A 26,067-nucleotide genomic window follows, 5' to 3' on the forward strand; every position below is an offset into this window, starting at 1 on the left:
GATACATCACTGTCACGTCTGCCCGGCCCAGGCCGTTGACCACTGCCAACTGCAGCCGAGCGATGCTGTCGACCAGGATTCACGGCAAGTCACCGTTCACCGGCTACCAGGTCACCGCATTCACGAACGACGAAGAGGAAGCAGTAGGACTCCCCAAGAGGGCCAGGTGGACGGTCGAGAACGAACTCGTCGAAATGGGCGTCGACTTCACCAAGGGCGAGATGTGGAAGCCCTACACGGTGGTGGATCGCAACCTGTTCACCGGACAGAACCCTGCCCTCGGCATCCGTCTTGGCGGAACGCCTGCTCAAGGTTCTCTAGATGATCGATTCCAGTGCGGTTGTGACACCAGACTCGGATTTCTCTCGCCACCGCACTGCACGTGAAGACTGACGATCGCACGGTGACATCCTCTGACTCGCGTAACGAACGACTCGACAAGGTCCTACGGGCCCCCGCTTGCGCCCAGGATGAGGACGGCCACGGCCGCGGTTACATCTTCTCCCAGAGCCCCCGCGACGCCCCCCGAGGCCAACCGCGACCAGCCTCCTGACCTGCAGAGATACCCTTCGCGCCAGGTAGGCGGCTGTTAAGGCACGGGCCAAGCGACATTCGGTGCGGCCGGGATTCGACGCCACTGTTCCGTCACACGCATCAGCCCAGGAAGCTCAGTCGCACCTGCCGGTTCGGATTGTCCTTGTTGGTGTCCGCCAACCTCCGTTAGGGCAACCGTCTCGATACCTGGCGAGCTGCGCTGAGGCGTAGCCATGAAGGTCGAACAAGGACCTCGTGGGGCGGGCTCGTTGTCAACGCCATCAAGGACTGGCCACATCCCAATCCCGGCAGCATCGACACGCTCACTATGGGCGCCTGTATGCCCGCGAGCTGCACCTCGGGCGTCAAGTCCGCCGCAGGCGACCGGCGCGTCGCGCACTGCCGCAGTGGAAGAAGGGCGGCATCGACAGCGCGGAGAACGGCGGCAGCTCCCTCGCGATCCCCAAGGTCGAGAAGAACAAGCAGCTCGCCCCAGGCGGGTGGGCATCGCTGCCTGGCCTTGCGTGAACGTCCTGGCCGGTTCGCGGTCATGAGCCGGCGCTGAATACGACCGCGCTCCCGCCCGGACGTTGTCGCCGGGCGGCAGCGCGATCGGTGCGCAGTCGGAGGGGGTGAGTCAGGACCTCTACGCCTTGACGGTGCCCCGCTCATCGAGGTCGGGATTCCCGTCCGCGGGCGGGCCCGCGTCGGCATGGGCGAGGGCATCGGCGGGGGTGTCGGTGCCCGCGACCCGCTGCGGCAGTTTCGCCGCGATCGCGATCGTCACCACGGCGAGGGCTGCCGCGACGCCGAAGCCCAGTTTCATACCGCTCACCTGGGCGGGCACGGCGGCGACACCATCGGCGATCTGGCTGCTGGTGCGCGACGACATCACGGTCACCATCAGCGCGGTGCCGAACGCCGCGGCGACCTGCTGCAGCGTTCCCAGAATCGAGCTGCCGTGGGAGTACAAGTGCGAGGGCAGCGCGCCCATGCCGAGGGCGAAGACCGGGGTGAACGTCGCCGCCAGGCCCACCATCAGCAGCACGTGCAGCCCCAGAATCTGCCAGTACGGCGTCGTCATCGCAATCTGCGCATACCCGGCGAGGGCGAGCGCGATGCCGATCGAGCCGGGCAGCACCAGCGTCCGGCTGCCGAACCGGTCGAACGCCTTTCCGACGGCCGGTCCCAGCAGGCCCATGGCCAGACCACCTGGCATGACCAGCAGGCCGGTTTCGAGCGGGCTGAGGCCGCGCACGTTCTGAAGATACAGCGGCAGCAGAATCATCGAGCCGAGCATCGTCAGGAAGCCGATGGCCATCAGGGCCAGGGACAGGGTGAAGGTGCCGTACCGGAGAGTGCGCAGGTCCATCAGCGGCGTACCGTCGCGCTGCAGCCTGAGCTGACGGAGCGCGAAAACCGCGATGGCCGCGATACCGGCGGCGGCGATGCCGATGCCGAGCGTCCTGCGGTCGCTCTCACCGACCAGGCTCAGGCCGTACACCAGCCCGCCGAAGCCGAGCGCCGCGACGCAGACGCTGAACCAGTCGATGGAACTCGCCTGCTGCTCACCGACGTTCTCCAGCTTGCGCAGCCCGAACAGGGTCACCCCGGCCGCGATCGGCAGCACGACCACGAACAGCAGCCGCCAGGAGCCGGCCTGCAGGATGACCCCGGACACGGCGGGCCCGAGCGCGGGGGCCACCGACATCGCCAGGGTGACGTTGCCCATCACCTTGCCGCGGTTCTGCGCAGGCACCACGGTCATCAACGTGGTCATCAACAGCGGCATCATCACGGCCGTGCCTGCGGCCTGAACGACGCGGCCCGCCAGCAGCACCGCGAAGGCCGGGGCGACGGCCGACACGACGGTACCCACGAGGAAGGTGCCCATCGCAAGCGCGTACGCCCTCCGGGTAGTGACCCGCTGCAAGAACCATCCCGTGACTGGAATCACCGCAGCCATGGTGAGCATGAACGCGGTGGACAACCATTGCGCCGACTGCTCGGTGATGTGCAATGAATCCATCAGCCGCGGGATCGCGTTGATCATGATGGTCTCGTTGAGGATCACCACGAACGTGGCCAGTACCAGCAGCCGCACCACAATAGGTGTGCCGCCGCCCGCCTCCGCAGCGGTTGGTCGTTCCGGAATCGCAGCTGACATGACAGCACCTCACTGGGGTTCCTGGTCGCAGTCGCCCCGTAGCCGAGGGTCGCCGGACTGGATGGTCGGTAGTCGCACCGATACAGACCGGCGGGCGCACCAGAACTCATCGGCCGCCTGAGTGTGCCTCATCGCCGAGTGGATCACCCTCGAATTAAAGCGTGGTGCACATCGCGCCCTGGGGGGCATCGACTGATGACCTGCGTGATCCGATCACGAAGGTACGGGTCGGCAGCCGGCGCACGGACCCGGCCTGGTCGGCAAGCTGCCGTAGCCGGGTGTGTGCAGCCGGGACGAGAGGGAGTGGGAGCAGCCGGATCCCGCCGAGGCCGCCGCGACGGCCGTGTCCACCAACCTCCGTTAGGACAACCCCAGCCTACGTGCCATCCCGGACACCCGGTTTCAGGGCCGTCCCCTCAGGTCGGACAGCAGGAGGTCCAGTTCTCGCTCCTCCTCGACCCGGACGCCGGCTTCGGCGAGGGCCGCGGCAAGGCCGGGGTCCCAGGGCGTCCAGGTCGGGGGGCCCGTGAGGGGGCTGGGCGGGAACTCCGAGGCGCTTCCGGCGAGGGCCGCGCGATAATCGGCGGCGGTGTACCGCCAGGGACGCCACGGGACGCGTCGCAGCAGGGCGCTGGCGATCTGGAGCCCGCCCCAGTCGAAGTCGCCGTGATAGCGCAGGGCCGCTCCTTTCCCGTGCAGGTGGCGCAGCAGGGCGAGCGCCGCGGCCGATGGCTGGCCTTGGAGACAGACCAGGGGCGGGCAGGCAGGCCCAAGGGCGTCCGCCGCCGCAGCGAGGACGGCCGGGTTCTCGCAGACCCACACCGCGCGGGAGGTGACGAAGGGTGGCCGTCGGGTGAGTTGGCGGAGCGTCAGGACGGCTGGTTCGCCCTCGTCGGCCATCCAATCGAGGGCGGAGGTTCCTCGCAGGTTCAACGTAAGGACCGTCGAGGACAGTGCGTCCTTCAACAGCCCCGCCGACGCCCACGCGTCACGCCGCCATTCGGCGCCGCTGCCGTCGGCGAACCCGGTCAGGGCGCGGATCCCGGACAGCGTGAGAGTGGCCTGCGGGGTGCCGTCGTCCAAAGCGTGGGCCGAGCCGAGGACCTGGGCGGCGAAAGCAGCCAGCGAGACGACGGGGTCGGCCGGAAGTGCGCGAAGTGCGGCGCAAACTCCTGTGAGCAGGGTGTGCACTGCGTCGGGGGTGCGGCCCAGGCGCCGGGCGAGGCCGTCGGCCCGCACCCTCGCGGCCCAGGCGGCGAGCTCGGGCCGGTCCCGGACGAGCGCCTCGAGGGGTGCATACGCCCGTTCCCAAGCAGCGTCCTCCTTCGCCCTGGCCTGGGCGAGCGGGGTGACGGGGCCGGTGAGCGCCGTGACGGCGGCGGCGAGGCCGTCGGGGCTGATGCCCGATCGGCGCAGCACGGCGTCGACCGCCTCCAGCCGTACGGTGAGGGAGCGGCCACTGCCGGGGGCTCGGGCGAGCAGCCGCTCGGCGGCGGTCCTCTGGGCGGGTGTGGGACGGGCCAGGGAGACGGGGCCGGTGAGAGGTTGGTCCGCCGCGAGCCGACCGCGTACCCGGTCGACTAGCCACTCGAGTTGCGGCGCGCCCAGGAGGCGGCGCAGTCGGGGCACGTCGACCGTGGCGCCGGCGCCCCGCTCCGGTACGGCGCCCAGCGCTCCGTCCCCGTCGTGCGTCAGCTCCACTGTGGCTCCCGCTCCGGCCGGCCGACCGCCTCCGGTGCCGGATGCCGCACGGGGTCCTCGCGGCGGTGCCGCCTCGTGCCGTCCCATTCCCAGCGGGTCACGAGCACCGCCGCCACCTCGTCGGTGCGCGACAGCTGGGCAATGGCGATGCCGGGGACCTGCGGGTAGCAGGCCCATTCGCGTTCGCTGGTCATGACCACGTCGAGGTCGAAGGCGCTCAGTAGTCCCAGGCACTTGGCGCGCGAGTCGTCGTCCACTCCCGCGAACGCCTCGTCGAGGGTGACCAGGCGGGGTGCGTACGGACTGCCGGCGCTCGCGTAGTGCGAGGAGGCGGCGGCGAACAGTGGTACGGACACGGCGAGAACGCGTTCGCCGCCGGAGGCGGGGCCTGTGGCCGGGACCCAGCGCCCGTGCTGGTGGCGTTCAACGCCGAATTCGTGCCAGGTCCGGTAGTCGAGGGCGGCTGTGAGGTGTTCCAGCCAGCTGCCGGAGGTGTCGTCGGTCTGCTGACGGGCGATCTGCGCCTGGAGGAACTCGCCCACCGCCGCGCGGTCCTCCGGCGTCCAGGCGTCGGCGGACTGACGCAGCCGTTCGCGGGCCTGGGCGAGTCCGGGCGGGGCCTTGCGGGAGGCCCGCCACATCAGACGGAGTCTCATGCCGGTGGAGGTGGGGCGGTCCTCCAACTCGGTGTTCATGTCCCGCACCTGCCGCTCGGCCGCGCCGATGAGTTCCTGGAGGGTGCCGGCGACTTCGGTGATCAGGTGGGTTTCGAGGATCTCCCTTTCGTGGGCGGACAGGATGCGGGTGAGTTCGCCGACCTCAGCGCTGAGCGCATCGGCGAGTTCGGGCACGGCGCGCTCGCGGCCCTGGTAGACGATGTCGACGACCATGCCGTCCTCGACCATGCGGGCGGACGCGCTGTGTCCGTGCCGGGACAGGGTGTCCTGCAGGGTCTTGAGTTCCTCGCTGAGCCTGCGCTGGACGCGCTCCCAGGCGGCTTCCGTGTCGTCGACCGACGACAGGCCTGCCTCGATGGCGCGGGCGAGCGCGATGGCGGGGCTGGCCGCCCAGCGGCCGTCGTCCGTGGCGGGAACCTGGAGGTCGGGCAGGGCCACGGTGATGAGACCGGTGGTCGTGAAGCGCTGGAGCGCCGCGACGGCGTCCGCGCGCGCCTCGGCGGCTTCCGCAAGGTCCTTCTCCATCTGTTCGATCCGTCCCTCGGCCCGGCCCGCCTCCCGGTCCGCCTCGGCATGGCGACGCCGGGCGGTGTTCTGCTGTGCCTCACAGGCACGCTGTCCCTCGGTGGTCTCGGCGAGTCGCCGTTCGAGCTCGGCGACGGCGGCGCCGACGGTGGAGCGCAAGGTGGCGTGGCGGGCGTCCGCTGCGGTCGCCTCGCGCTCGGCTTCCTCCGCGCGCCGGGCCAGGTCGCCGGCCCGCTGCTCGGCTTGGGCCGCTTCGGCGCGCTCGTCGTCCACCTGGCGTGCGGCCTCGCCGCGTGCGCGCAGGGCCGGCCACAACGCGGCCAGAGCGGTTGCGAGGGACCCGAGGGCGCGGCGTACGGAGGCGAGGCCGGGCCGGTCCGCGGGCAGTCCCAGGTCGGCTGCGGTCTCAGCGAGTTCGGCGGCTGCCCGCTCGGCGCGCGCCGCGGCCTCGGTGACGCCGGCGGCGCGCTCCGCGCACCGCGTGCGGGCTTTGCGCACGGTCTCGGCGGCGGCGCTCACGAGCGCGTGGGCCCGCGCCAGCGGCGACTCGTCGGGGACGTCGGCGAGTTCGGCGTCGAGCGTGTGGCGGCGGACGGTGATCGCCTCAGCACGGACCATGACGGCTTCCGACTCCTCGCGGAGAACGATGAGTTCGCTTCCGAGCTCGGCGATTCGAGCCCTGCGTGCCGCCTCGCGCGCGCCCTCACCGATGTAGACGGCGGCGGGCTTGGACCACCGGCCGATGAGCGCGCCGACGCGGAAGCGCCCGTCGTGCGCCGCCCACGTGCCGGCTCCTGCCCCGTCGCCGAGGCCGATGGCGGCGAGAAGCCTGGTCATCGTCTCGTCGCCCACAGCCATGGCCTGCCGGTCGCCGGGGTCCACGGCCGGGCGCAGCACTTGGGCCAGCGAGGGACCGCTCACCGGTCCGACCAAGGGGGACAGCAGGACCCCATGCCCGTCCACGGCGAGAGCGGAGCCGTCGGGCAGCACCCAGGCGTCGAGCAGACCAGAGGCTTCGAGTGCCGCTTCGAGGCCCGCCCGATCGAGTTCGGACAGTTCGTCGCGGAAGTCGACCAGCCGCCAGAGGGGGGCGCCGGGCAGGTGTTCGCGCAGTCCGGGGGTGCGGGTGTGCGGGGTTCGCGGTCCGCGGCTGCCGCCGTTCTCCAGCTCGGCGAGCTCGCGCCGGACCTCCTCGGTGCGCTCGGCCAGCTCCGAGGACCTCCGGGTGGCCTCGGCGGCCTGGTCGGCGAGAGCCGCCGAACGGACCGCGTGCGCCCGGGTGGCGTGGGCGCGCGCCGGGTACGGGCCTTCGAGGCGATGGGTCCAATTCTGGAGTTCGTCGAGGAGGCCGGGCTCGTCGGCGTAGGCCAACTCGCTCCAGGTGGCGGCGCGTTCACGCACGTCGTCCAGGAGGGCCTGTCCGGCGCGGGCGGCGGCCTCCTCCGCCTCTCCGTGTGTCTCGGCGGCCTGGGCGAGATCGTTCTCGGCCTCGTCGAGGCGGCCCACCGTCCGGCGGTACGCGTCGGCGGCCCGCTCGGCGGTCTCGGCCAGACCCTCGACGTGGCCCAGAGCCCGCTGAGCGCGGCCCATGGCGTCCTCAGCCGCGCGCCGCGATTCAGACTCGGGCCGGTCGTCGTCCGGCAGCAGGGTGACCTGCGCGGCGGCGGCGTGCTCCCGCGCCAGGGCGGAGGCGCTCTCGGCCTGCAGCCGGGCGGCGTTCAGTCTGTTCTGGGCGGTGCCGAGCCGTCCGAGCGCCTTGGTGTGGAGTTCCTGGGCCTGCCGGCGGTCGCCTCGGACCTGGTGGGCCGTCTGGGCCGTACGGGCCGCCTCCATCGCGGCGTGTTCCAGCTCCCGGGCATCACGCATCTCGGGCGCCTCTCGCAGGGCCTTCTCCTGGGCGCGCAGACGTTCCGCGGTCTTTGCCAGGGAGGTGATCTGCTCCTCGGCCGCCGTCCGCGTCTCCTCGGCGCGGCTCCGCCGCTCCTGCGCGTCGGAGAGGTCCCGTTGCACGCGCTCGTAGCGGGAGTGTTCGCCCCGCGGAACGCGGGCCCGACGGCGGGTGGCGATCCGGGCGTAGCGCCGGTAGTGCTCCAGGAAAGCGGAGGCGGCCCGTTCGGCCGCGGACGCGGCGACGAGTTCCTCCTTCTCCTCGTCCAGGGAGCGGAACGCCTCGGCGACATCGGCGATGACGGCCTGGTCCATCGGCGGGAGCGCCTCCGTGAGGGCCCGGGAGAGAGCCGCCTCGTTGGGGCGCTTGGACAGCTGGGGCTGGCGGAGCTGGATGAGCAGATCGACCAGGGCCGCGTAACGCTGCTCACCGAGTCCGAAGAGTGTCTCGTCGACGGCCCTGCGATACGTCTTGGCCTGGTCATACACCATTCCGTGCCCGGCGACGGCCTCGGCGAGGCGGTCCCGGGACAGGGCCGTTCCGGTGGCGTCGAGCAGCCGGAGGGGCGTCTCGGCTCGCACGGGGGAGCCGTGGTCGACGCGCTGGCGGGTGACGGCGTACCAGTGGCGGGCGATGCCCCGGCCGCGGACGGCCTTGAGCCCGCACAGCAGCGTGCGGAAGTGCTGCTCGCCGGTCGTGTCGTCGCAGCGGCCGAACTCGATCCAGGTGTAGCCGAGCCGCTCGGAATGCGGGTGTTCGTCGCCGAGCAGGAGGTTCCACTCCATCCGCTTGCCCGGGTCGCCGTCGGGTTCGACGCGGCGCGGGCTGAGGTCGCCGTCGAGCAGGAACGGCAGCGTCAGAGCGAGCACCTTGGACTTGCCGGTGCCGTTGTTGCCCCGGAGCAGCAGCCGCCCGTCCCGGAAGTGGAACTCCTCGACGTCGTAGTGGAACAGGTCGACGAGTCCGACACGCAGGGGCTGCCAGCGGGAGCGCCGGGGGGCGGGGAGGCGGGTCACGGGGCGGCCTTTCGCTGCGAGGGTTGAGCGGAGCCGGGCTCGCGTATGACGGTCTCGCCGACCGCGTACCGGGCGAGGGCGGGGCGGGCCACGATCCCCTGGGACGTACGGGAGGCCAGGCCCAGGGCCGTGAGCCGGGAGACGGCCTGTTCGACGAGCTCGGTCTCCATGCCCGGCTCCCGTGCGGACTTCGACCAGAAACCACCGTGCTCGGCGGCGAGTTCGCGGACACGAAGGGCCAGTGCGTCGAGGGTGACCGGGCCCTCGGCGGCTGCGAGGTGCGCGGCGAGCAGAAGGGTGACGTGGCCGTGCGTGCCCTGTTCGGGCATGCGGACGTCGGTCAGGTCATCGTCCGGGTCGACCATGGCGATCCCCTCGGCACGCACCTCGGCGACGAGTCCGGTCAGCTGGCTGATCCGGGCGGTGAGGAAGCCGCGCTGCCGCGTGAGGTAGCTCAGTTCGGCGTCGGTCAACTCGTCGTAGTACACCACCGGGTCGTCGAGCAGACGCCGGGTCAGTGCGCGCCGCATCGCGCGGAAGCGCAGCTCGTCGCTGTCCAGGGCGGTTTCCTCGACGAGTTCGGCGAGCCGGTCGTCGAGGTTGTCCGCCCGCACGGTGGAGGGGCCCCGCCGGGTGGCGAGGAGGCCGGCCAGGATCCGGCGTTCCACGTCGTACAACGCGTCGCCCGCCCCGCTGACGTACGCCTCCTCCTCGCCCGCGACACGCCGCAGCACACCGAGGGCGAGCAGAAGCCGTACGACGGCGGCGAGGTCGAGACGCTCGTCGCGGCGCTCCATGGCGAAGGAGATCCCCGCCTCGGTGAGCCGGGGGTCGGCGGCGTCGAGGACGATCTGGTCGGCGAGGCGTCCCAGCGCGATCTGCGTCTCACCGCGTTCGAGGGCGGCCAGGGCGAGGCAGAGCAGCACGTAGCGGCGGCGGGTGAAGGGCGTGGCGCCACGGGTCGCGTCCCGCGCGGGGTGGGTGGGGTCGGTGAGGACCCCGGGGACCTTGCGCAGCCGGGCGGCCTCGGCGTCCACCTGAAGGGCCCAGCCCGTGTTGCGGTCGAACCACTCCCTCAGTTCGGAGGCGTGCCGGCGGACAAGGCGGAACTCGTCGGCATGCCGGCCCCGCGCGAGCAGCAGCGGCTGCCCCAGCAGGGCACGTGCCGCCCTGCGCAGGTCGGCGGCGTGCTGGCCGTCCAGGACCTCGGCGAGCGGTGTGGTCATCAGCCGGCGTCTCCGTCCGTCAGGTCGACGATCTCGATGAAGTGGTCCGGGCCCCGGAAGACTCCGCCGGACGTACGGACCTCAGCGGTGGTGGCGTCGGTGACCGCGGTGAGTCTGATCTCCATGGAGCCGTCGTTGCTGGTGGCCACGGTGTGCCGCATGCCGGGCCGCCACGTGGCCAACGCGTCTCCGAGCAGCTGGAGAAACTGACCGAAGGATGCCGGGTCCAGTTCGCCGAGGTCGGACAGGCGCGTGACGCCGTCGGTGACGAGCCGGGCGCGGGCGGCGGCGGTCTCGGCGGCCTGCTTGGCGGCCATCTCGGCGAGCGCGCGCCGCCGCTCCTCCCGGTCCTCCACCTTGCGGGGCTTGCCGCGCCGCTCGTAGCTGCCGGTGCGACGCAGTTGAGGGCTGATGCGCAGTGGCTCGGCCTCGGCCCACGAGGTGGTAGCCGGGACGGGCCGCGCCGCACGGGCGTGGAGGGTGTCGGCATCGACGGTGAGGTGCCGGGCCGGATAGAGGCCGAAGGCGGCCCGCCACAGCCGGTGCCGGGCGTCGTCGTCCGGTGCCTCGGCGAACCAGCGGGCCAGGGTACGGAAGTCCGCGGACCGGTCCGAACGCCCCGACCGGCGCTCGTTCAACGCCCGTACAACGGCCAGGAGCTGCGGAATCGCACCGAGTGCCCGGCCGCGCAGGAGCCGGGCCTGCGACTCACGCCCGTCCCTGCTGATGAACCACGCGCCGAGCCCGGCCCAGCGCGCGGCCCACCGCTCGAAGGCTTCGTTCTCGGCGTACTCGGCCTCTTCCGGCGAGGCGTCGGCGGCCTCCCGACCGGCGGCGGCCCGCAGCAGGGGCTCCGCCCTTCCGTCCTCCTCCAGCTCCAGGATCAGCCGGGCGATGCGCCCGCCCAGCGTGATCAGGTCCTGGATGAACCGCTCCAGGTATTGGATGAGTCGGTCCTTGTACGCGAGGAAGACCTCCTCCTCGATGTCGTGCAGGTCGATGGTCCGCTGGAGCGAGCCCATGAAGGCCCGGGCGTTGTCGGCGAGCGCCGCGAAGCGGCTGGCCAGGGCGTCCAGCGCCAGGTGCGCCTTGGCGGGATCGGGCTCTTCCTCGGCCGCCAGGACGAGGAGGGCACGCAACTGGGTGACGATGTCGTGCAGCGCGACGGCCTGGAGCGCTCCGCGGCGCCCGAGCGCCTCGTCGTAGGCGGACAGGGCCTCCTCCGCGGCCTCACCCTCCCGCGTGAGCTGGTAGATGAACCGCTTCCGGTAGAAGTCCTCGACCGCCGTCACGCGGGCGGTGTCCGGGTCCGCCCGCAGATTGCGCCAGCCGACGAGCTTGTCGAGTGCGCCGACGACGGTCTCCAACTCTGCGGGGCGGATGTCCTCAGGCAGCGCGGCGTGCACGTCCTCAGGACGCAGATGGACCGCGAACCGTTCCTTGGCCGTCAGGAACACCCGCATCACCTGGCGGTAGAGCGGGGTGTTCGGAACGGAAAGGTGAGCGAAGGGGCCGAAGCCCGCCGACTCGGGATCCGGAACGGCCGAGGCGGGGGAAGCGGTGACGGTCATCACCGGCCATTCTCCCCCAGACGCCGCCCGCGCCGGCAGGGACCAAGTACCTGGCTGATTTTCGCCGTTCTGATCCACGCAAGAGAGTGGGCCGCGTCCCGTCGTATGCCGACGGACGCCCAGCCCACGCGCGAGAGACGCGGGCAGGACCATCACTTGGTGCGGCCGGATCCCGCCTACACTCCCAGCCCCGTAGTGACCGCTACCCGAGAAACGACAGGCGGACCTTCCTGTTCGGGTTATCCCGGTTCGTATCCACCAGGCAGACCGACTGCCATGTGCCCAGTTCGAGTCGGCCGCCGAGGACCGGGACCGTCGCGTGGGGCGGCACGATGGCCGGCAGGACGTGGTCGCGGCCGTGGCCGGGGCTGCCGTGGCGGTGCTGCCAGCGGTCGTCGGCGGGCAGCAGGGTGTGCAGGGCGGCGAGGAGGTCGTCGTCGCTGCCCGCGCCGGTCTCGATGATCGCGATGCCGGCGGTGGCGTGCGGCACGAACAGGTTCAGCAGGCCGTCCCGGCCGGCCGCGGTCTCCTGGAGGAATGCCTCGCAGTCGCGGGTCAGGTCGACGACCGTCTCCCGGGAGCCGGAGGCCACGTTCAGCACTCGTGTGGTGAAGGCAGGTGACATGTCCCCCATCCTCCTGGATCCCCGGGGAAGATCGGCGCACCCGGCGCGGTTGGGAGGGACGTGAACACCCTTCGTGAGGTCGACGTGGTCGTCGTGGGCGCCGGTCAGGCGGGTCTGTCCAGCGCCTATCACCTGCGGCGCACCGGCTTCGAGCCGGACCGCGACTTCGTCGTGCTCGACCGCCCCGCCGGTCCAGGCGGTGCCTGGCAGTTCCGGTGGCCGTCGCTGACGTACGGCAAGGTGCACGGCATGCACGCGCTGCCGGGGATGGAGCTGACCGGCGCCGATCCCGCGCGGCCGTCGTCGAAGGTCGTCGCCGCCTACTTCGCCGACTACGAACGCGCCTTCGACCTGCGGGTGCGGCGGCCGGTGGAGGTCACCGCGGTCAGGGAGGGCTCCGGCGGGCGGCTGCTCGTCGAGACCTCCGACGGCCCATGGGCGACCCGGGCGCTGATCAACGCGACCGGCACCTGGGACCGGCCGTTCTGGCCGCGGTACCCGGGTCAGGAGAGCTTCCGCGGGCGGCAGTTGCACACCGCGCAGTACGCCGGTCCCGAGGAGTTCACCGGGCAGCGCGTGGTCGTGGTGGGCGGCGGTGCCTCCGGCACGCAGCACCTGCTGGAGATCGCCCCGTACGCGGCCGCCACCACCTGGGTGACCCGTCGTCCGCCGGTCTTCCGTGACGGCCCGTTCGACGAGGACGCGGGGCGTGCGGCGGTGGCCCTGGTCGAGGAACGGGTGCGGCAGGGGCTGCCGCCCAGGAGTGTCGTCTCGGTGACGGGACTCCCGCTGAACGACGCCGTTCGGCAGGGACTGAGAGACGGCGTCCTGGACCGCCGGCCGATGTTCGACCGGATCACCCCCGACGGGGTGGGGTGGGCGGACGGACAGCGGGTCACGGCCGACGTCATCCTCTGGGCGACCGGGTTCCGGGCCTCGCTGCGCCACCTGACGCCGCTCGGGCTGCGCGAACCGGGCGGCGGCATCCGGGTGGACGGCACCCGGGCGGTCGCCGATCCCCGGATCCACCTGGTCGGCTACGGACCATCGGCCAGCACGATCGGCGCCAACCGGGCCGGCCGCGCCGCCGTCCGGGACATCAGGCGCCTGCTGGAGGAGGAACCGGCCGCCGCGGCGTGACCAGTGCGAGCCGCTGTCGCGTGACCGGCGTCCGCCGCGGCCGGGCACGGCTCACTTCACGGACTGCGGAGCGCTGCTCCTCAGCCGGGCGTTGAACTCCGCCACATTGCGCTGGTGCTCGGCGTAGTCGGCGGTGAAGCGCGTGTCGCCCGGCTTGACGGTGACGAAGTACAGCCAGTCGCCCTGGGCGGGGTTGGCCACGGCGCGCATGGCCTCCTCGCCCGGATTGTCGATGGGCGTCGGCGGCAGCCCCATGCGCTGGTAGGAGTTGTAGGGGCTGTCCAGCCGGGTGTCCTCGGTGGTCATCCGGACCGTGCTGCGGTTGAGCGCGTAGTTGAGGGTGGAGTCCATCTGCAGCGGCATGCCGCGCTCCAGCCGGTTGAAGACGACGCGGGCCACCTTGTTCATGTCGGCCTTCGAGGCGGCCTCGGCCTGCACGATGCTCGCGATGGTGATCGCCTGGTACAGGTTCATGGAGTTGCGCTGAGGCCCGGCGGCGACCGGGGCCGCGTTGAACCGCTTGTTCGCTGTGTCGACCATGTAGGACAGCAGGGACTGCGGGGTGCTCTTCTCGTCGAGGGGATACGTCGCCGGGAAGAGATAGCCCTCCGGGTTGCCTTCGGCCGAGCTGGGCAGGTCCAGGTGGGCGCCGGGGATCGACTGCTTCGTGGTGCCGGGGGCCAGGCCGAGGGCCTTGTCGATGGCGGCGAAGACCTGGCCGGACCGCCAGCCCTCGGGGATCACCAGCGTGCGCGGTCGTGCAGGAGTGTCGTCGTGGTGGAGCGTCAGCAGCGGCACCGCCACGGCGGTGCCGGCCAGGGCGGCCCCGGTCAGGACCAGGACCAGACGGCCCCGGCGTGTCAGTCGGGTCGTTCTCCGTGACGGAGTGTTCCTCTGCATGCGGGCACGGTAACCCTCAAAAGACCGTAAACCCTGCATATCGTCAGCTTGTCGGCTCCAGTTGCGTGGCCGGTTCCAGTTGCGCGTCCCGGCGGACCAGGGCCGCGTAGCGTCCGTCGAGCTCCAGCAGCTCCTGGTGCGTCCCGCGTTCGGCGGGCCGCCCGGAGTCGAGGACGACTATCTGGTCGGCGCCGCGGACGGTGGACAGGCGGTGCGCGATGGTCAGGGTCGTCCGGTTGGCGGACAGGGCGTCGATGGCCTCCTGCACGGCGGCCTCCGTACGGGTGTCCAGGGCGCTGGTGGCCTCGTCGAGGATGAGCACCGGCGGGTCGCGCAGGATGGTCCGGGCGATGGCCAGCCGCTGCTTCTCGCCGCCGGAGAAGCGGTGGCCGCGCTCGCCGACGACCGTGTCGTAGCCGTCGGGCAGGGCCGCTATGTGGTCGTGGATCTGCGCCGCCCGCGCCGCCGCGCACAGTTCCTCGTCGGTGGCGTCCGGCTTGGCGAAGCGCAGGTTCTCGGCGACCGAGGCGTGGAAGAGGTACGTCTCCTGGGAGACGACCCCGACCGCGCGGGCGAGGGTGTCGAAGTCGAGGTCGCGCACGTCGACCCCGTCGATGGTGACGCGGCCGCCCGTGACGTCGTACAGCCTCGGCACCAGGTAGCCGAGCGTGGACTTGCCCGCGCCGGTCGGGCCGACGATCGCGAGGCTGCTGCCCGCGGGCACGGTGACGTCGATGCCCTCCAGGATCGGGCCGCTCTTGCCGTCGTAGCGGAAGTCGACGTCCTCGAAGCGGACCTCGCCCTTCACCTGGTGGAGGTGGACCGGCCGCTCGCGCTCGGTGATGTCGATGGGCAGGTCCAGGTACTCGAAGATGCGCTGGAACAGCGCGAGCGAGGTCTGTATCTGCACACCGGTGGACAGCAGGCTGACGGTCGGCCGGAACAGGCCCTGCTGGAGCGAGACGAAGGCGACGATCGTGCCGATGGACACCTGCGGTCCGCCGAACTGGAGGGCGACGCCCGCGGTCCAGTAGATGACGGCGGGCAGGGCGGCCATGACGATCGTGATGACGGCCATGCGCCAGCGCCCGGCCATGTTCGACCGCACTTCGAGGTCGACCAGGCCTTCCGACTCCGCGGCGAAGGAATCGGTCAGCGAGGCCGAGCGGCCCATCGTGCGGCCGAGCAGGATGCCGCTGACGGAGAGGGACTCGGTGACCGTGGCGGCGATCGCGGCCATCTGCTTCTGCCGCTGGGTGGTGATCTTCTTGCGCTCGTTGCCGACGCGGCGGCTGATCCACACGAACACCGGGAGCAGCAGCAGTGAGACGACCGTGAGCCGCCAGTCGAGGGCGACCATCGCGACGATCGTGGCGACCACGCTGGTGACGTTGGAGACGAGTGAGGTGGCGGTGGAGGTGACGGTGGCCTGCATGCCGCCGATGTCGTTGGCGATGCGGGACTGCACCTCGCCGGTGCGGGTCCGGGTGAAGAAGGCCAGGGACATGCGCTGGAGCCGTCCGTAGACGGCGGTGCGCAGATCATGCATGACGCGCTGGCCGACGGTCGTGGAGATCAGCGTCTGCAGCACGCCGAAGACGCTGGTGAGGACGGCGCTGAGGATCATGCCGAGCGCGAGCAGGCTCAGCAGCCCGGTGCGGCCCTGCGGGATCGCGACGTCGAGGATCTCCTTCAGCAGGAACGGCGTGGCGACGGAAACCAGCGACGCCGCTCCCACGAGCAGGCCCACGATCGCCAGACGGCCCCGGTAGGGGCGGAAGAGGCGCAGGATCCTGCGGACCTGCCGCGGCTGCTCCCCGGCGTCGGCGGGTGGGGTCCAGAGGGGTTGATGGTCGGGATGCATGGGCTCCTACGGGGGTGAGTGGGTGCCGGACCGCTGGTGCGGCCGACGGTGGACACCCGATCCTAGCTCACTGTTACCTATACTCACAATGAACGAGGTCCTGGTATTGTTCCCCGCATGACCTCCCCCGACGCCGACGGTCTTCTCGCCGAGCAACTGCTGCGGCTCACCCGCCGGGTGCACCGCATCCAGAAGCGGCACCTCGAACAGCGCGCCCTGGGCATCACGCCGGCCCAGTCGCGGCTGCTGCGCACCCTGGCGCACTTCGGCGAGCCGCCCCGCATGGCGGATCTCGCCGAGTCCCTGGAGGTCGTACCCCGCGCGGTCACCACACTCGTGGACGGCCTCGAAGCGAACGGCAAGGTGCGCCGGGTCCCCGATCCGGCCAATCGCCGGGTCATCCGCATCGAGCTCACCGACGACGGGCGCACGGCCCTGCGGGAGCTGCGCCGCGCCCGCCGGGCCGCCGCGGAGGAGATCCTGGCACCCCTGACGGGCGAGCAGCGCGAGACGCTCGGTGGACTGCTGGATACGCTGGTGGGCACGGTGCCCGCCCAGGGACGCGGCTGCTGAACCGTACCTTCGGCACGTCGGCGCCGGTCACGGAACGATGGGCACGGCGCGGGCTGGAACACACGCCGTCTTTCGCCGGCCGCCCGGCCGACGCGGCGGCTACAGCCGCAGGTTGGCCTTGTCCCCCATGACGATGACGGGCTTGTCCTTCGGATCGAGCCTGCGGAGCAGGTACTCCATCGCGGACTCCGGAACACTCACGCAGCCCAGCGTGCCGTCACCGTGGTCCAGGTGCAGCCATATGCCGCCACCCTTGCTCTGGCCCAGCGGACGGGTGGGATCGTCCGGGCGGGTGCCACGCAGACGGTTGTAGTCGATGGCTATGACGTAGTCGAAGTCATGCCAGTGCGCTTCCTCCCAGTAGAAGGGGGAGATGAAGGCATCCTCGTCCTGCGTGTACGGAAGCCGGGTGCCCGGGTCCTCGAGGACACCGCCGGCGTCGGAGAGGGTGAACACTCCGACCGGGCTGCGCTCGTCGTTCTCCCGGTGCTCGATCACCCAGCCGCGCTTGCCGTTGTGGGCCGGCCAACTCTCCTGCGGCTCCCACTTGGTGCCGTGCTTCTCGTAGAGCACGAGCGTGGAGTCGGGGGAGGTCTTGTCGTCGCCGAAGACCGCCACGATCTGCCGTGTGCCGACGGGTATCCGCTCCCACATGCGGTCCCCGATCCCCGGAACCCGGGACTGCACCACGGGCGGGCTGGGCCGGGCGGTCCCTGTCGGTCCGCCCGGTCTGGGTATGTCGCCGTAATGGTGGGCCTCGTTGGGCGTTCCGCCGCACGCGGCCACCGCCGTCAGAAAGAAACCACAGGTCGCCGCAGCGACCATCGCACGCCTTGCACCGCGAGTCTGCATGTCCTCATCTTGACCAGGAGACACGACGTGATCTAGTCGAGATTGGTCCAAACAGCCTTATCTCCTTTCTGATAGGGCATTCCGCTCCTCGCCCCTGGTCAGAGGCCCCTGGCGCGAAGGCGGAAGCACGGCAGGCCCGGGCATCCGAGGAGTCGGCGGCAAAACGGCCAATCCCGAACCCCCGTACGGAAAACCGCTTGCTCTCGACCGCTTCGCGACGCCAGGCTGTCACGGCTCGCCCGCCGCCCCGGGGGCAGCGTTCCGCCACTGACACGAGCCACTGGGACGTCATGCAGATCCAAGACCTTCCGTATCCCGATCCAGGGGTTCCTGACGCCCGCTCGGGTCCCCGACTCCTGTGGTGGCTGGGACGGAACCAGCTGGGCGGGCAGTTGAAGGCACTGGCGTGGGGACTGCTGCACTTCGCCTCCGTCTCCTCCCTGCCGTTCTGCGTCGGCCTCGCCGTCCAGGCGGTCGTCGACCGTTCGGGTGCCGGGCTGGCCCTCGCCGGCGGACTGCTGGCGGTGGCATGCGCCGGCAACGCGCTCGGCGACACCTGTCTGCACCGTGCGGCGGTCACCAACTGGATCACCGCCGCCGCCCGCCTCCAGCAACTGCTCGCCCGCAAGGCCGCCGGTCTGGGCTCCGCGCTGACCCGGCGGGTGGCCGCCGGCGAGGTGGTGGCCGTCTCTACAGCGGACGTCGAGAAGATCGGCTGGTTCGTGGAGGCCGTGTCCCGGTTCACCGCGGCCGCCCTCACCATCGTGCTGGTCTGTGTCGCCCTGGTCGTCTACCAGCCCGCGCTGGGCCTGGTCGTCGCCGTGGGGCTGCCCGCCCTGGCTCTCGCGGTGCTGCCGCTGCTGCCCCGCGCGACCCGGCGCGCCGATGTCCAGCGGGAGAAGGCGGGCCGCGCCACCGAACTGGCCTCGGACACCGTCGCCGGGCTGCGGGTGCTGCGCGGCATCGGCGGGGAGGAGCTGTTCCTCGACCGCTACCGGCGTGCCTCCCAGGAGGTGCGGCACGCCGCCGTCCGCAGCGCCCGCATGTGGTCCCTGATCGCCGCCATCCAGGTCCTGCTGCCGGGCCTGCTGCTGATCGGGGTCGTCTGCTACGGCGTCCATCTGGCCCGCGCGGGCCGGATCAGCGTGGGCGAACTCGTCACCGTCTACAGCTCCGTCATGGTCCTCACCTATCCGCTCCACCACTTCGTCGAGATCGCCATGGCGTACTCCTTCTCCCGGCCCTCGGCCACCCGGGCCGCCCGGGTGCTGTCCCTGGAACGGCCCACCGACGGAACCGGGACACGGGCACCCTTCGTGCCGTCAGGTGATCTGCACGACCCGGCGACCGGACTTCGGGCACCGGCCGGACAGCTCACCGCCGTGGTCTGCGGTGACCCGGACGCGGCGGGTCGGCTGGCGGAACGGCTCGGCGGCCACCCCACCGAGCCGGACACCTCGGCGCGGCTCGGGGGCATACCGCTGGACGAGTTGCCGCTCGGCTCCGCGCGCACCGCCGTACTGGTCCAGGACAAGGACCCGGTACTGCTGTCAGGATCGCTGCGCGCGCTGCTCGACGTACCCGCCTCGGGCAAGGTCACCGCCCGGGAAGCACTCAGCGCCGCCCAGTGCGACGACGTGCTGGACGCGCTCGCGCAGTCCTCGCCGGCCGCCGAGGACCCGATGGACGTCCGGATCACCGAGCGCGGCCGGTCCCTCTCCGGCGGCCAGCGCCAGCGTCTGGCTCTGGCCCGGTCTCTGATCACCGACCCGGAGGTGCTCGTCCTGGACGAACCGACCTCCGCCGTCGACTCCCACACCGAGGCCCGGATCGCCCAGGACCTGCGTGAACTGCGCGCCGGACGCACCACGGTGGTGTTCACCTCCTCGCCCCTCCTCCTGGACCGCGCCGATCGCGTCGTGCTCGTCCACGAGGGAACGGTCGCCGCGGTCGGTGTGCACCGGGATCTGCTGCACACCGAGCCCCGGTACCGCGCGGTGGTGACCCGGGAGACCGACGAGGAACGCGCCGCGCACGGCCGCCTCGACAGCGGCGGCAGACTGCGGGCCGCACCGGAACGCGCGTCGGACGACGCGCCGCACGACGACGAGGCCGCACCGCGGGACGCCACTGACAAGGGCCTGGAAGAGATGGACCAGATGGAAGAGATGGAGGAGACGGCGTGATCGGCGTGGCGCCCCCTGCCTACGACCCTGCGGCCCCGACGACAGCCGACACCCTGCCCGTCGGCTCCGCCTCGACCGTACGGTCCTATGTGACCGAACTGCTCCGCCGGCACCGGCGCGACTTCGTCCTGCTCATCACCGCCAACACCGTCGCCGTGGTGGCCTCCATGGCCGGTCCCTGGCTGCTCGGCGGCCTGGTGGAACGGGTGTCGGACCGTACCCGCGAGCTGCATCTGCCCCTGATCGCCGCGCTGTTCGTCCTCGCACTGCTCGTCCAGGCGGCATTCGTACGGGAAGTGCGGCTGCGCGGGGCGATGCTCGGCGAGCGGATGCTCGCCGACCTGCGCGAGGACTTCCTCGTCCGGTCGGTGGGCCTGCCACCGGGCGTGCTGGAACGCGCGGGCACCGGCGACCTGCTCTCCCGCATCACCACCGACATCGACCGGCTCGCCAACGCGATGCGCGAGGCCGTGCCGCAACTGGCGATCGGTGTCGTATGGGTGGCGCTGCTGTTGGGCGGTCTGATCGTGACCGCGCCACCGCTCGGCGCGGCCGTGCTGCTGGCCGTGCCGCTGCTGGTGGTCGGCTGCCGCTGGTACTTCCGGCGGGCGCCGTCCGCCTACCGCTCGGAGGCCGCGGGCTACGCCGCCGTGGCCGCCGCGCTCACCGAGACCGTCGACGCCGGGCGCACCGTGGAGGCGCACCGCCTCGGCGAGCGCCGCGTCGCGCTGTCTGAACTGCGGATCACCCAGTGGACCGCGTGGGAACGCTACACACTCTGGCTGCGGTCGGTGCTCTTCCCGGTCATCAACGTCACCCACGTCACCGTGCTCGCCTCGGTGCTCATGATCGGTGGCGTGTTCGTCCTGCGGGGCTGGATCGGGGTCGGCCAGCTGACGACGGGCGCCCTCATCGCGCAGATGCTGGTCGACCCGGTGGGGCTGATCCTGCGCTGGTACGACGAGCTGCAGGTGGCGCAGGTGTCGCTGGCCCGGCTGGTCGGGGTGCGCGACATCGAGCCGGACGCCGGGGACGACTCCCTGGCCCCCGCCGGCCGGGACGTGGACGCGGACCGGGTGCACTTCGGCTACCGCGAGGGCGTCGACGTGCTGCGCGAGGTCTCCCTGAAGGTCGCCCCGGGCACGCGGCTGGCCCTGGTCGGCCCGTCCGGCGCCGGGAAGTCCACGCTGGGCCGCCTGCTCGCCGGGATTTACGCGCCCCGGGACGGCCGGATCGCGCTCGGCGGCGCCGAACTCTCCCGGATGCCCGCCGAACGCGTCCGCTCCCATGTCGCCCTCGTCAACCAGGAGCACCACGTCTTCGTGGGTTCCCTGCGCGACAACCTGCTGCTCGCCCGCACCGATGCCGTCGACGCCGAGCTGTGGGCGGCGCTGGGCGCGGTCGACGCGGACGGCTGGGCCCGTGCCCTCGACGACGGTCTGGACACCGAGGTCGGCTCCGGCGGTCTTGCCCTCACCCCGGCACAGGCCCAGCAGATCGCCCTCGCCCGGCTGGTCCTGGCCGATCCGCACACGCTGGTCCTGGACGAGGCGACCTCGTTGCTCGACCCGCGTGCGGCCCGGCACCTGGAGCGGTCCCTGGCCCGTGTCCTCGATGGCCGCACGGTGGTCGCCATCGCCCACCGCCTGCGCACCGCTCACGACGCCGACATCATCGCCGTGGTCGAGAACGGCCGCATCAGCGAGCTGGGCAGCCACGACGAACTCGTCTCGGCGAACGGCGCCTACGCGGCGCTGTGGCGCTCCTGGCACGGGTGACCGCTCGAAGGCCGTACGCCCTGGGGCCCTCCGGCTCTCGCCCGCCACGAGCCACGAGCTGCACCACCGCACGGCGTGCGGCGCACGGTCCGCGTCGTCTGCGGATGCGGATGCCGATGCCGATGCGGATGCAGTGAGCGGAGTGGTGACGAGTGCCGTCGCCGGGGCCTGCTGAGCCCCGGCGACCGGTGCGGTACCAGGCCCCGCGGCCGGGGCGGGCGTGGGACGGGAGCGGCGGTGGACGGGGCATCGGCCGGGCGGCGCGGCCGGTGCCGTTGCGCGGTGGCGAACTGCGGTGGAAGGCTGGAAAGCGGAAACGGCTCGGGGAGCGCCCGGGAACCGTTCGTGTCGGGTGCCGGTTGTGCCCCGCGCGCACCGGCGGACGCACATCGGCCGCGGAGAGAACGGGCCCCGTCCCCACCACCTGGAGGTACCCGTGGACAGCGCCGACGGATGGGGAGACGACGTCTACCAGCCCGACGACTCCGAGGTCAGGGAGGACACGGGAGTGCTCGACCCGGAGGACACGCTGATGTACGACGGTGTCGACGACCCCCTGGACCGTGGCTGGTCGCCGCCGGAGCGGCCGTGGGCCGTGGAGCACACCGGCGTGACCGCCGAGGAGCGCCACCGGGGCGAAACCCTGGACCAGCGCCTCTCCGAGGAAATGCCCGAACCGGCCGCCTGGGACGGCGACGACATGGGCGACTGCGAGGACACCGACGGGGAACTCCTGGACAACGAGGTCGGCGCCGCCCGCTCCGGCCGTCTCGTCGCCCCCGACGAGGGAGCGCACGAGGACGACGAGAGCGCCCTGGTCGCCACCGACGTGGGCATCGACGGCGCGGCCGCCTCCGCCGAGGAGGCCGCGATGCACGTCGTGGACGAGGAAACCTCTCAGGGCTGACCCGGCCGCCCGCGTGCCGTCACCCTCTCCCCCGCCGCACGAGGAGCATTCATGCAGCAGGACAAGCACCCCGACTACCACCCCGTCGTCTTCCGGGACCGCGCCGCCGGCTACGCCTTCCTCACCCGGTCCACCGCGAGCAGTGAGCAGACCATCGAGTGGGACGACGGCGCGACCTACCCGGTCGTGGACGTGGAGATCTCCTCGGAGAGCCACCCCTTCTACACCGGCAAGGCCCGCACGGTGGACTCGGAGGGCCGGATCGCGCGGTTCGAGCGGCGCTACGGCGGCGGTCAGGTACCCGAAGGCGACGGAGCCGCCTGACTACCCGCCGGGGAGGCAGGACGGCCTCCCCGGCGGGGAGCCGGGCCGGACGAGCGGGACGGACGCGACCTGGGCTCCGGCGGGGCCACCGCGCGCTGCCGCGCCTCGTCCGCGTTGAGCGCGTCCCTCAGATGACGTTCAGCGCGACCACGCAGCCCAGCCCGCCGAGCACCATGAACGCCGGCATCAGCACCTTGAGCTCGACCCAGTCGCCGGCTCGGAACCGCATCGCCTTCGGCGGCCCGATGGGGTACCAGCGCTTGCGGCCGATCGGTATCGGCCACAGGACGGGGCACCCGGAGACGGTCAGCGCGTCCCCGAGGTCGTGCATCAGCGCTCCCAGCACGATCGGCAGGCCCAGCCACAGGTACTCCTGGCCGGAAGCGGTGAACAGCCAGTCCGACCCGTTGCCGGGCTGGTCGAGGATGTCCGCCAGAATCCAGGCACTGGTCGCGGCCAGCAGCCAGACCAGGACCGCGCTGCTCGAGCCGCGGGCCGCCCGCCACAGCAGTCCCTCGATGGCCAGCACCATGTGCACGAAGAGAATGCCCAGCACCGCCCAGCGGCCCCCGGTGATCGCCAGCACGGAGGTCCCCGTCCCGATCAGCACCGCCCACAGCCAGGTGTGCGTCAGCGTCCGGTGCCCGCCGGAACGGCGCGGGTCTCCCTTCATCCGCGTCGCCTTGTAGACGGTGTAGGACAGCTTGTCGACGATCTCGCACAACGCGTGCGAGACGGGTCCGAAGGCCCGCGAGATGGTGGCGGCCTTGTGGTCCAGGTCCGGGGCGAGCGCGGCCCCCGCGCAGATCAGCGCACCGACCAGCAGGACCGGCCAGGGCATCGGGTGCCCGGCCGCCGCGACCGCCGCTCCAAGGCCGAGCCAGGCTGCCGCTCCCGACAGTGAGTGTGCTGGTCCCATCATGGCCGTGCCCGCCCCATTCCTCTTGCGCCGCTGTCCAGTTGACCCGGTGTGTTGATGTACTGCCGGCGACACAGCGTAGCGGTCATGATCTTCGGTCGGGCATCCGATTCCCGTCTCGGCCGGAGTGCCAGGCAAGATGGGGGCGTGACCCTCATCGATCAGCTCCCGCCGACCGCCGACCCCGACGCCCTGTACGAGGCCTTCGAATCCTGGGCGCAGGAGCGCGGTCTCACGCTCTACCCCCACCAGGAGGAGGCGCTGATCGAGGCGGTCTCCGGAGCCAACGTGATCGTGTCGACGCCCACCGGGTCCGGCAAGAGCATGATCGCCGCCGGCGCCCACTTCGCCGCGCTGGCCAGGGACGAGGTCACCTTCTACACGGCACCGATCAAAGCGCTGGTGTCGGAGAAGTTCTTCGAGCTGTGCAAGCTGTTCGGCACCGAGAACGTCGGCATGCTCACCGGCGACGCCTCCGTGAACGCCGACGCGCCCGTCATCTGCTGCACGGCGGAGGTCCTCGCGTCGATCGCGTTGCGCGACGGCAAGGACGCCGACGTCGGCCAGGTCGTCATGGACGAGTTCCACTTCTACGCCGAGCCCGACCGGGGCTGGGCCTGGCAGATTCCGCTGCTGGAACTGCCGCAGGCGCAGTTCGTCCTCATGTCGGCCACGCTCGGCGACGTCTCCTTCTTCGAGAAGGACCTCACCCGCCGCACCGGCCGCCCCACCGCCGTGGTCCGCTCGGCGACCCGCCCGGTTCCCCTGTCCTACGAGTACCAGCGCACACCGCTGACCGAGACGCTCACCGACCTGCTGCAGACGCGCCAGGCGCCGGTGTACATCGTCCACTTCACCCAGGCGCAGGCCGTGGAGCGGGCGCAGGCGTTGATGAGCATCAACATGTGCTCGCGCGAGGAGAAGGATCAGATCGCCGAGCTGATCGGCAACTTCCGCTTCACCACCAAGTTCGGCCGCAACCTGTCCCGCTACGTCCGGCACGGCATCGGCGTCCACCACGCCGGCATGCTGCCCAAGTACCGGCGTCTGGTGGAGAAGCTGGCGCAGGCCGGTCTGCTGAAGGTGATCTGCGGCACGGACACGCTCGGCGTGGGCGTCAATGTACCGATCCGCACGGTGTTGTTCACCGCGCTGACCAAGTACGACGGCAGCCGGGTACGCACGCTGCGCGCCCGTGAGTTCCACCAGATCGCAGGCCGGGCCGGCCGCGCGGGCTACGACACCGAGGGCTTCGTCTGCGCACAGGCCCCCGAGCACGTCATCGAGAACGAGAAGGCCCTCGCCAAGGCGGGCGACGACCCGAAGAAGCGCCGCAAGGTCGTCCGCAAGAAGGCACCCGAGGGCTTCGTCGGCTGGACGGACAGCACCTTCGACAAACTCATCACCTCCGAACCCGAGCCGTTGACCTCCCGCTTCCGCGTGACGCACACGATGCTGCTGTCGGTGATCGCACGGCCCGGCAACGCCTTCGAGGCGATGCGGCGCCTGCTGGAGGACAACCACGAGCCGCGCAAGCAGCAGCTGAGGCACATCCGACGGGCGATCGCCATCTACCGCTCGCTGCTGGACGGCGGCATCGTGGAGAAGCTGGACCGGCCGGACGCCGAGGGCCGTATCGTCCGGCTGACCGTCGACCTCCAGCAGGACTTCGCGCTCAACCAGCCGCTGTCCACCTTCGCGCTGGCCGCGTTCGAGCTGCTGGACCCCGAGTCGCCGTCCTACGCGCTGGACATGGTGTCCGTCGTGGAGTCCACGCTGGACGATCCACGGCAGATCCTCGCCGCCCAGCAGAACAAGGCGCGTGGCGAGGCCGTGGCCGCGATGAAGGCGGACGGTGTCGAGTACGAGGAGCGCATGGAGCGCCTCCAGGAGGTCACCTACCCCAAGCCGCTGGAGGAGCTGCTCTTCCACGCGTACAACACGTACCGCAAGAGCCACCCGTGGGTGGGCGACCACCCGCTGTCGCCGAAGTCCGTGATCCGTGACATGTACGAACGGGCCATGTCCTTCACGGAGTTGGTGTCGTTCTACGAGCTGGCCCGCACCGAGGGCATTGTGCTGCGCTACCTGGCCAGCGCGTTCAAGGCCCTGGAGCACACCGTCCCCGACGACCTGAAGTCCGAGGACCTCCAGGACCTGATCGCCTGGCTCGGCGAGATGGTGCGCCAGGTCGACTCCAGTCTCCTGGACGAGTGGGAGCAGCTGGCCAACCCGGAGGAGATGACCGCGGAGGAGGCCCAGGAGAAGGCCGACCAGGTCAAGCCGGTCACCTCCAACGCGCGCGCGTTCCGCGTCCTGGTCCGCAACGCCATGTTCCGCCGTGCCGAGCTCGCCGCCCTCGACCAGGTCGGGGAGCTGGGCGAGATGGACGGCGAGTCCGGGTGGGACGCCGAGGCGTGGGGCGAGGCGATGGACAAGTACTGGGACGAGTACGACGACCTCGGAACCGGTCCCGACGCCCGCGGCCCCAAGCTGCTGGTGATCAAGGAGGAGCCGCAGAACGGGCTGTGGCGGGTGCGGCAGATCTTCGACGACCCCGCCGGCGACCACGACTGGGGCATCAGCGCCGAAGTCGATCTCGCCGCGTCCGACGCCGAGGGCCGCGCGGTCGTCCGTGTGACCGACGTCGGTCAGCTGTGAGCCGACGTCGACCCGTTCCGAACCCAGGAGTCT

The 26,067-nt window shown here is 71.4% G+C and carries 18 protein-coding genes; 8 read left to right on the top strand and 10 right to left on the bottom strand.

Annotation, left to right across the window (positions count from 1 at the left end; translation table 11 throughout):
* The first annotated feature begins 62 nt into the window (after positions 1–62).
* Positions 63–386, top strand: a complete 324-nt coding sequence (locus tag ACIP4X_RS12965) for a hypothetical protein (RefSeq protein ID WP_401348188.1) — start codon at positions 63–65, stop codon at positions 384–386.
* Positions 387–1,180: 794 nt separating this feature from the next.
* Here the strand turns inward: ACIP4X_RS12965 and ACIP4X_RS12970 are convergent.
* The 6 genes from ACIP4X_RS12970 to ACIP4X_RS12995 all read right to left on the bottom strand — a co-directional run bounded on the left by ACIP4X_RS12970 (position 1,181) and on the right by ACIP4X_RS12995 (position 11,930).
* Positions 1,181–2,701: an MDR family MFS transporter gene (locus ACIP4X_RS12970; protein ID WP_358738280.1), complete on the bottom strand. Its 1,521-nt coding sequence runs from the start codon at positions 2,699–2,701 to the stop codon at positions 1,181–1,183.
* A 402-nt stretch (positions 2,702–3,103) separates the two neighbouring features.
* A complete protein-coding gene (locus tag ACIP4X_RS12975; RefSeq protein ID WP_358738279.1) occupies positions 3,104–4,402 on the bottom strand; it encodes a TIGR02679 family protein in 1,299 nt (432 codons plus the stop codon).
* Complete coding sequence (locus ACIP4X_RS12980; protein WP_358738277.1) at positions 4,393–8,508, bottom strand: TIGR02680 family protein; 4,116 nt, start codon at positions 8,506–8,508, stop codon at positions 4,393–4,395. The genes ACIP4X_RS12975 and ACIP4X_RS12980 overlap by 10 nt, the downstream gene beginning before the upstream one ends.
* Positions 8,505–9,734 carry a TIGR02678 family protein gene (locus ACIP4X_RS12985; RefSeq protein ID WP_358738276.1) on the bottom strand — a complete coding sequence of 410 codons (1,230 nt, stop codon included), beginning with the start codon at positions 9,732–9,734 and terminating at the stop codon, positions 8,505–8,507. The genes ACIP4X_RS12980 and ACIP4X_RS12985 overlap by 4 nt, the downstream gene beginning before the upstream one ends.
* Entirely contained in the window at positions 9,734–11,305 is a 1,572-nt protein-coding gene (locus tag ACIP4X_RS12990; protein ID WP_358738274.1) for a TIGR02677 family protein, read from the bottom strand. The genes ACIP4X_RS12985 and ACIP4X_RS12990 overlap by 1 nt, the downstream gene beginning before the upstream one ends.
* A 202-nt stretch (positions 11,306–11,507) precedes the next feature.
* Positions 11,508–11,930 (bottom strand): secondary thiamine-phosphate synthase enzyme YjbQ, encoded by a 423-nt coding sequence (locus tag ACIP4X_RS12995; protein WP_391454806.1) that lies wholly within the window; start codon positions 11,928–11,930, stop codon positions 11,508–11,510.
* Between the two features lie 60 nt (positions 11,931–11,990).
* Between ACIP4X_RS12995 and ACIP4X_RS13000 the strand changes: the two genes are divergently transcribed.
* Entirely contained in the window at positions 11,991–13,070 is a 1,080-nt protein-coding gene (locus ACIP4X_RS13000) for an NAD(P)-binding domain-containing protein (RefSeq protein ID WP_358731360.1), read from the top strand.
* 51 nt (positions 13,071–13,121) lie between these two features.
* Here the strand turns inward: ACIP4X_RS13000 and mltG are convergent, their stop codons facing one another.
* Both mltG and ACIP4X_RS13010 read right to left on the bottom strand, forming a co-directional pair.
* Entirely contained in the window at positions 13,122–13,970 is an 849-nt protein-coding gene (gene mltG / locus ACIP4X_RS13005; RefSeq protein WP_358731362.1) for an endolytic transglycosylase MltG, read from the bottom strand.
* A gap of 43 nt (positions 13,971–14,013) precedes the next feature.
* Complete coding sequence (locus tag ACIP4X_RS13010; protein ID WP_401348194.1) at positions 14,014–15,834, bottom strand: ABC transporter ATP-binding protein; 1,821 nt, start codon at positions 15,832–15,834, stop codon at positions 14,014–14,016.
* Between the two features lie 117 nt (positions 15,835–15,951).
* Here ACIP4X_RS13010 and ACIP4X_RS13015 point away from each other — a divergent pair, with 117 nt between their 5' ends.
* Positions 15,952–16,407 (top strand): MarR family transcriptional regulator, encoded by a 456-nt coding sequence (locus tag ACIP4X_RS13015; protein WP_358731364.1) that lies wholly within the window; start codon positions 15,952–15,954, stop codon positions 16,405–16,407.
* A 99-nt stretch (positions 16,408–16,506) separates the two neighbouring features.
* Here ACIP4X_RS13015 and ACIP4X_RS13020 read toward each other — a convergent pair whose 3' ends face one another.
* Complete coding sequence (locus ACIP4X_RS13020; RefSeq protein ID WP_358731366.1) at positions 16,507–17,061, bottom strand: L,D-transpeptidase family protein; 555 nt, start codon at positions 17,059–17,061, stop codon at positions 16,507–16,509.
* Positions 17,062–17,549: 488 nt separating this feature from the next.
* Here ACIP4X_RS13020 and ACIP4X_RS13025 point away from each other — a divergent pair, with 488 nt between their 5' ends.
* The 4 genes from ACIP4X_RS13025 to ACIP4X_RS13040 all read left to right on the top strand — a co-directional run bounded on the left by ACIP4X_RS13025 (position 17,550) and on the right by ACIP4X_RS13040 (position 22,454).
* On the top strand, positions 17,550–19,445 hold the full coding sequence (locus ACIP4X_RS13025) for an ABC transporter transmembrane domain-containing protein (RefSeq protein WP_401348198.1): 1,896 nt from the start codon (positions 17,550–17,552) through the stop codon (positions 19,443–19,445).
* Complete coding sequence (locus ACIP4X_RS13030; protein ID WP_401348201.1) at positions 19,442–21,223, top strand: ABC transporter ATP-binding protein; 1,782 nt, start codon at positions 19,442–19,444, stop codon at positions 21,221–21,223. Before ACIP4X_RS13025 ends, ACIP4X_RS13030 begins: the two co-directional genes overlap by 4 nt.
* Positions 21,224–21,659: 436 nt before the next feature.
* Positions 21,660–22,130: a DUF5709 domain-containing protein gene (locus ACIP4X_RS13035; RefSeq protein WP_391454811.1), complete on the top strand. Its 471-nt coding sequence runs from the start codon at positions 21,660–21,662 to the stop codon at positions 22,128–22,130.
* 51 nt (positions 22,131–22,181) lie between these two features.
* On the top strand, positions 22,182–22,454 hold the full coding sequence (locus ACIP4X_RS13040) for a type B 50S ribosomal protein L31 (RefSeq protein WP_391454812.1): 273 nt from the start codon (positions 22,182–22,184) through the stop codon (positions 22,452–22,454).
* 127 nt (positions 22,455–22,581) lie between these two features.
* Here the strand turns inward: ACIP4X_RS13040 and ACIP4X_RS13045 are convergent, their stop codons facing one another.
* On the bottom strand, positions 22,582–23,376 hold the full coding sequence (locus tag ACIP4X_RS13045) for a metal-dependent hydrolase (RefSeq protein WP_358731374.1): 795 nt from the start codon (positions 23,374–23,376) through the stop codon (positions 22,582–22,584).
* A 144-nt stretch (positions 23,377–23,520) separates the two neighbouring features.
* On the opposite strand from ACIP4X_RS13045, the gene ACIP4X_RS13050 reads away from it, so the two are divergent.
* On the top strand, positions 23,521–26,034 hold the full coding sequence (locus ACIP4X_RS13050) for a DUF3516 domain-containing protein (protein WP_358731376.1): 2,514 nt from the start codon (positions 23,521–23,523) through the stop codon (positions 26,032–26,034).
* Positions 26,035–26,067 lie beyond the last annotated feature (33 nt).

The organism is Streptomyces sp. NPDC088817, from assembly GCF_044750345.1.
Lineage (GTDB): Bacteria > Actinomycetota > Actinomycetes > Streptomycetales > Streptomycetaceae > Streptomyces.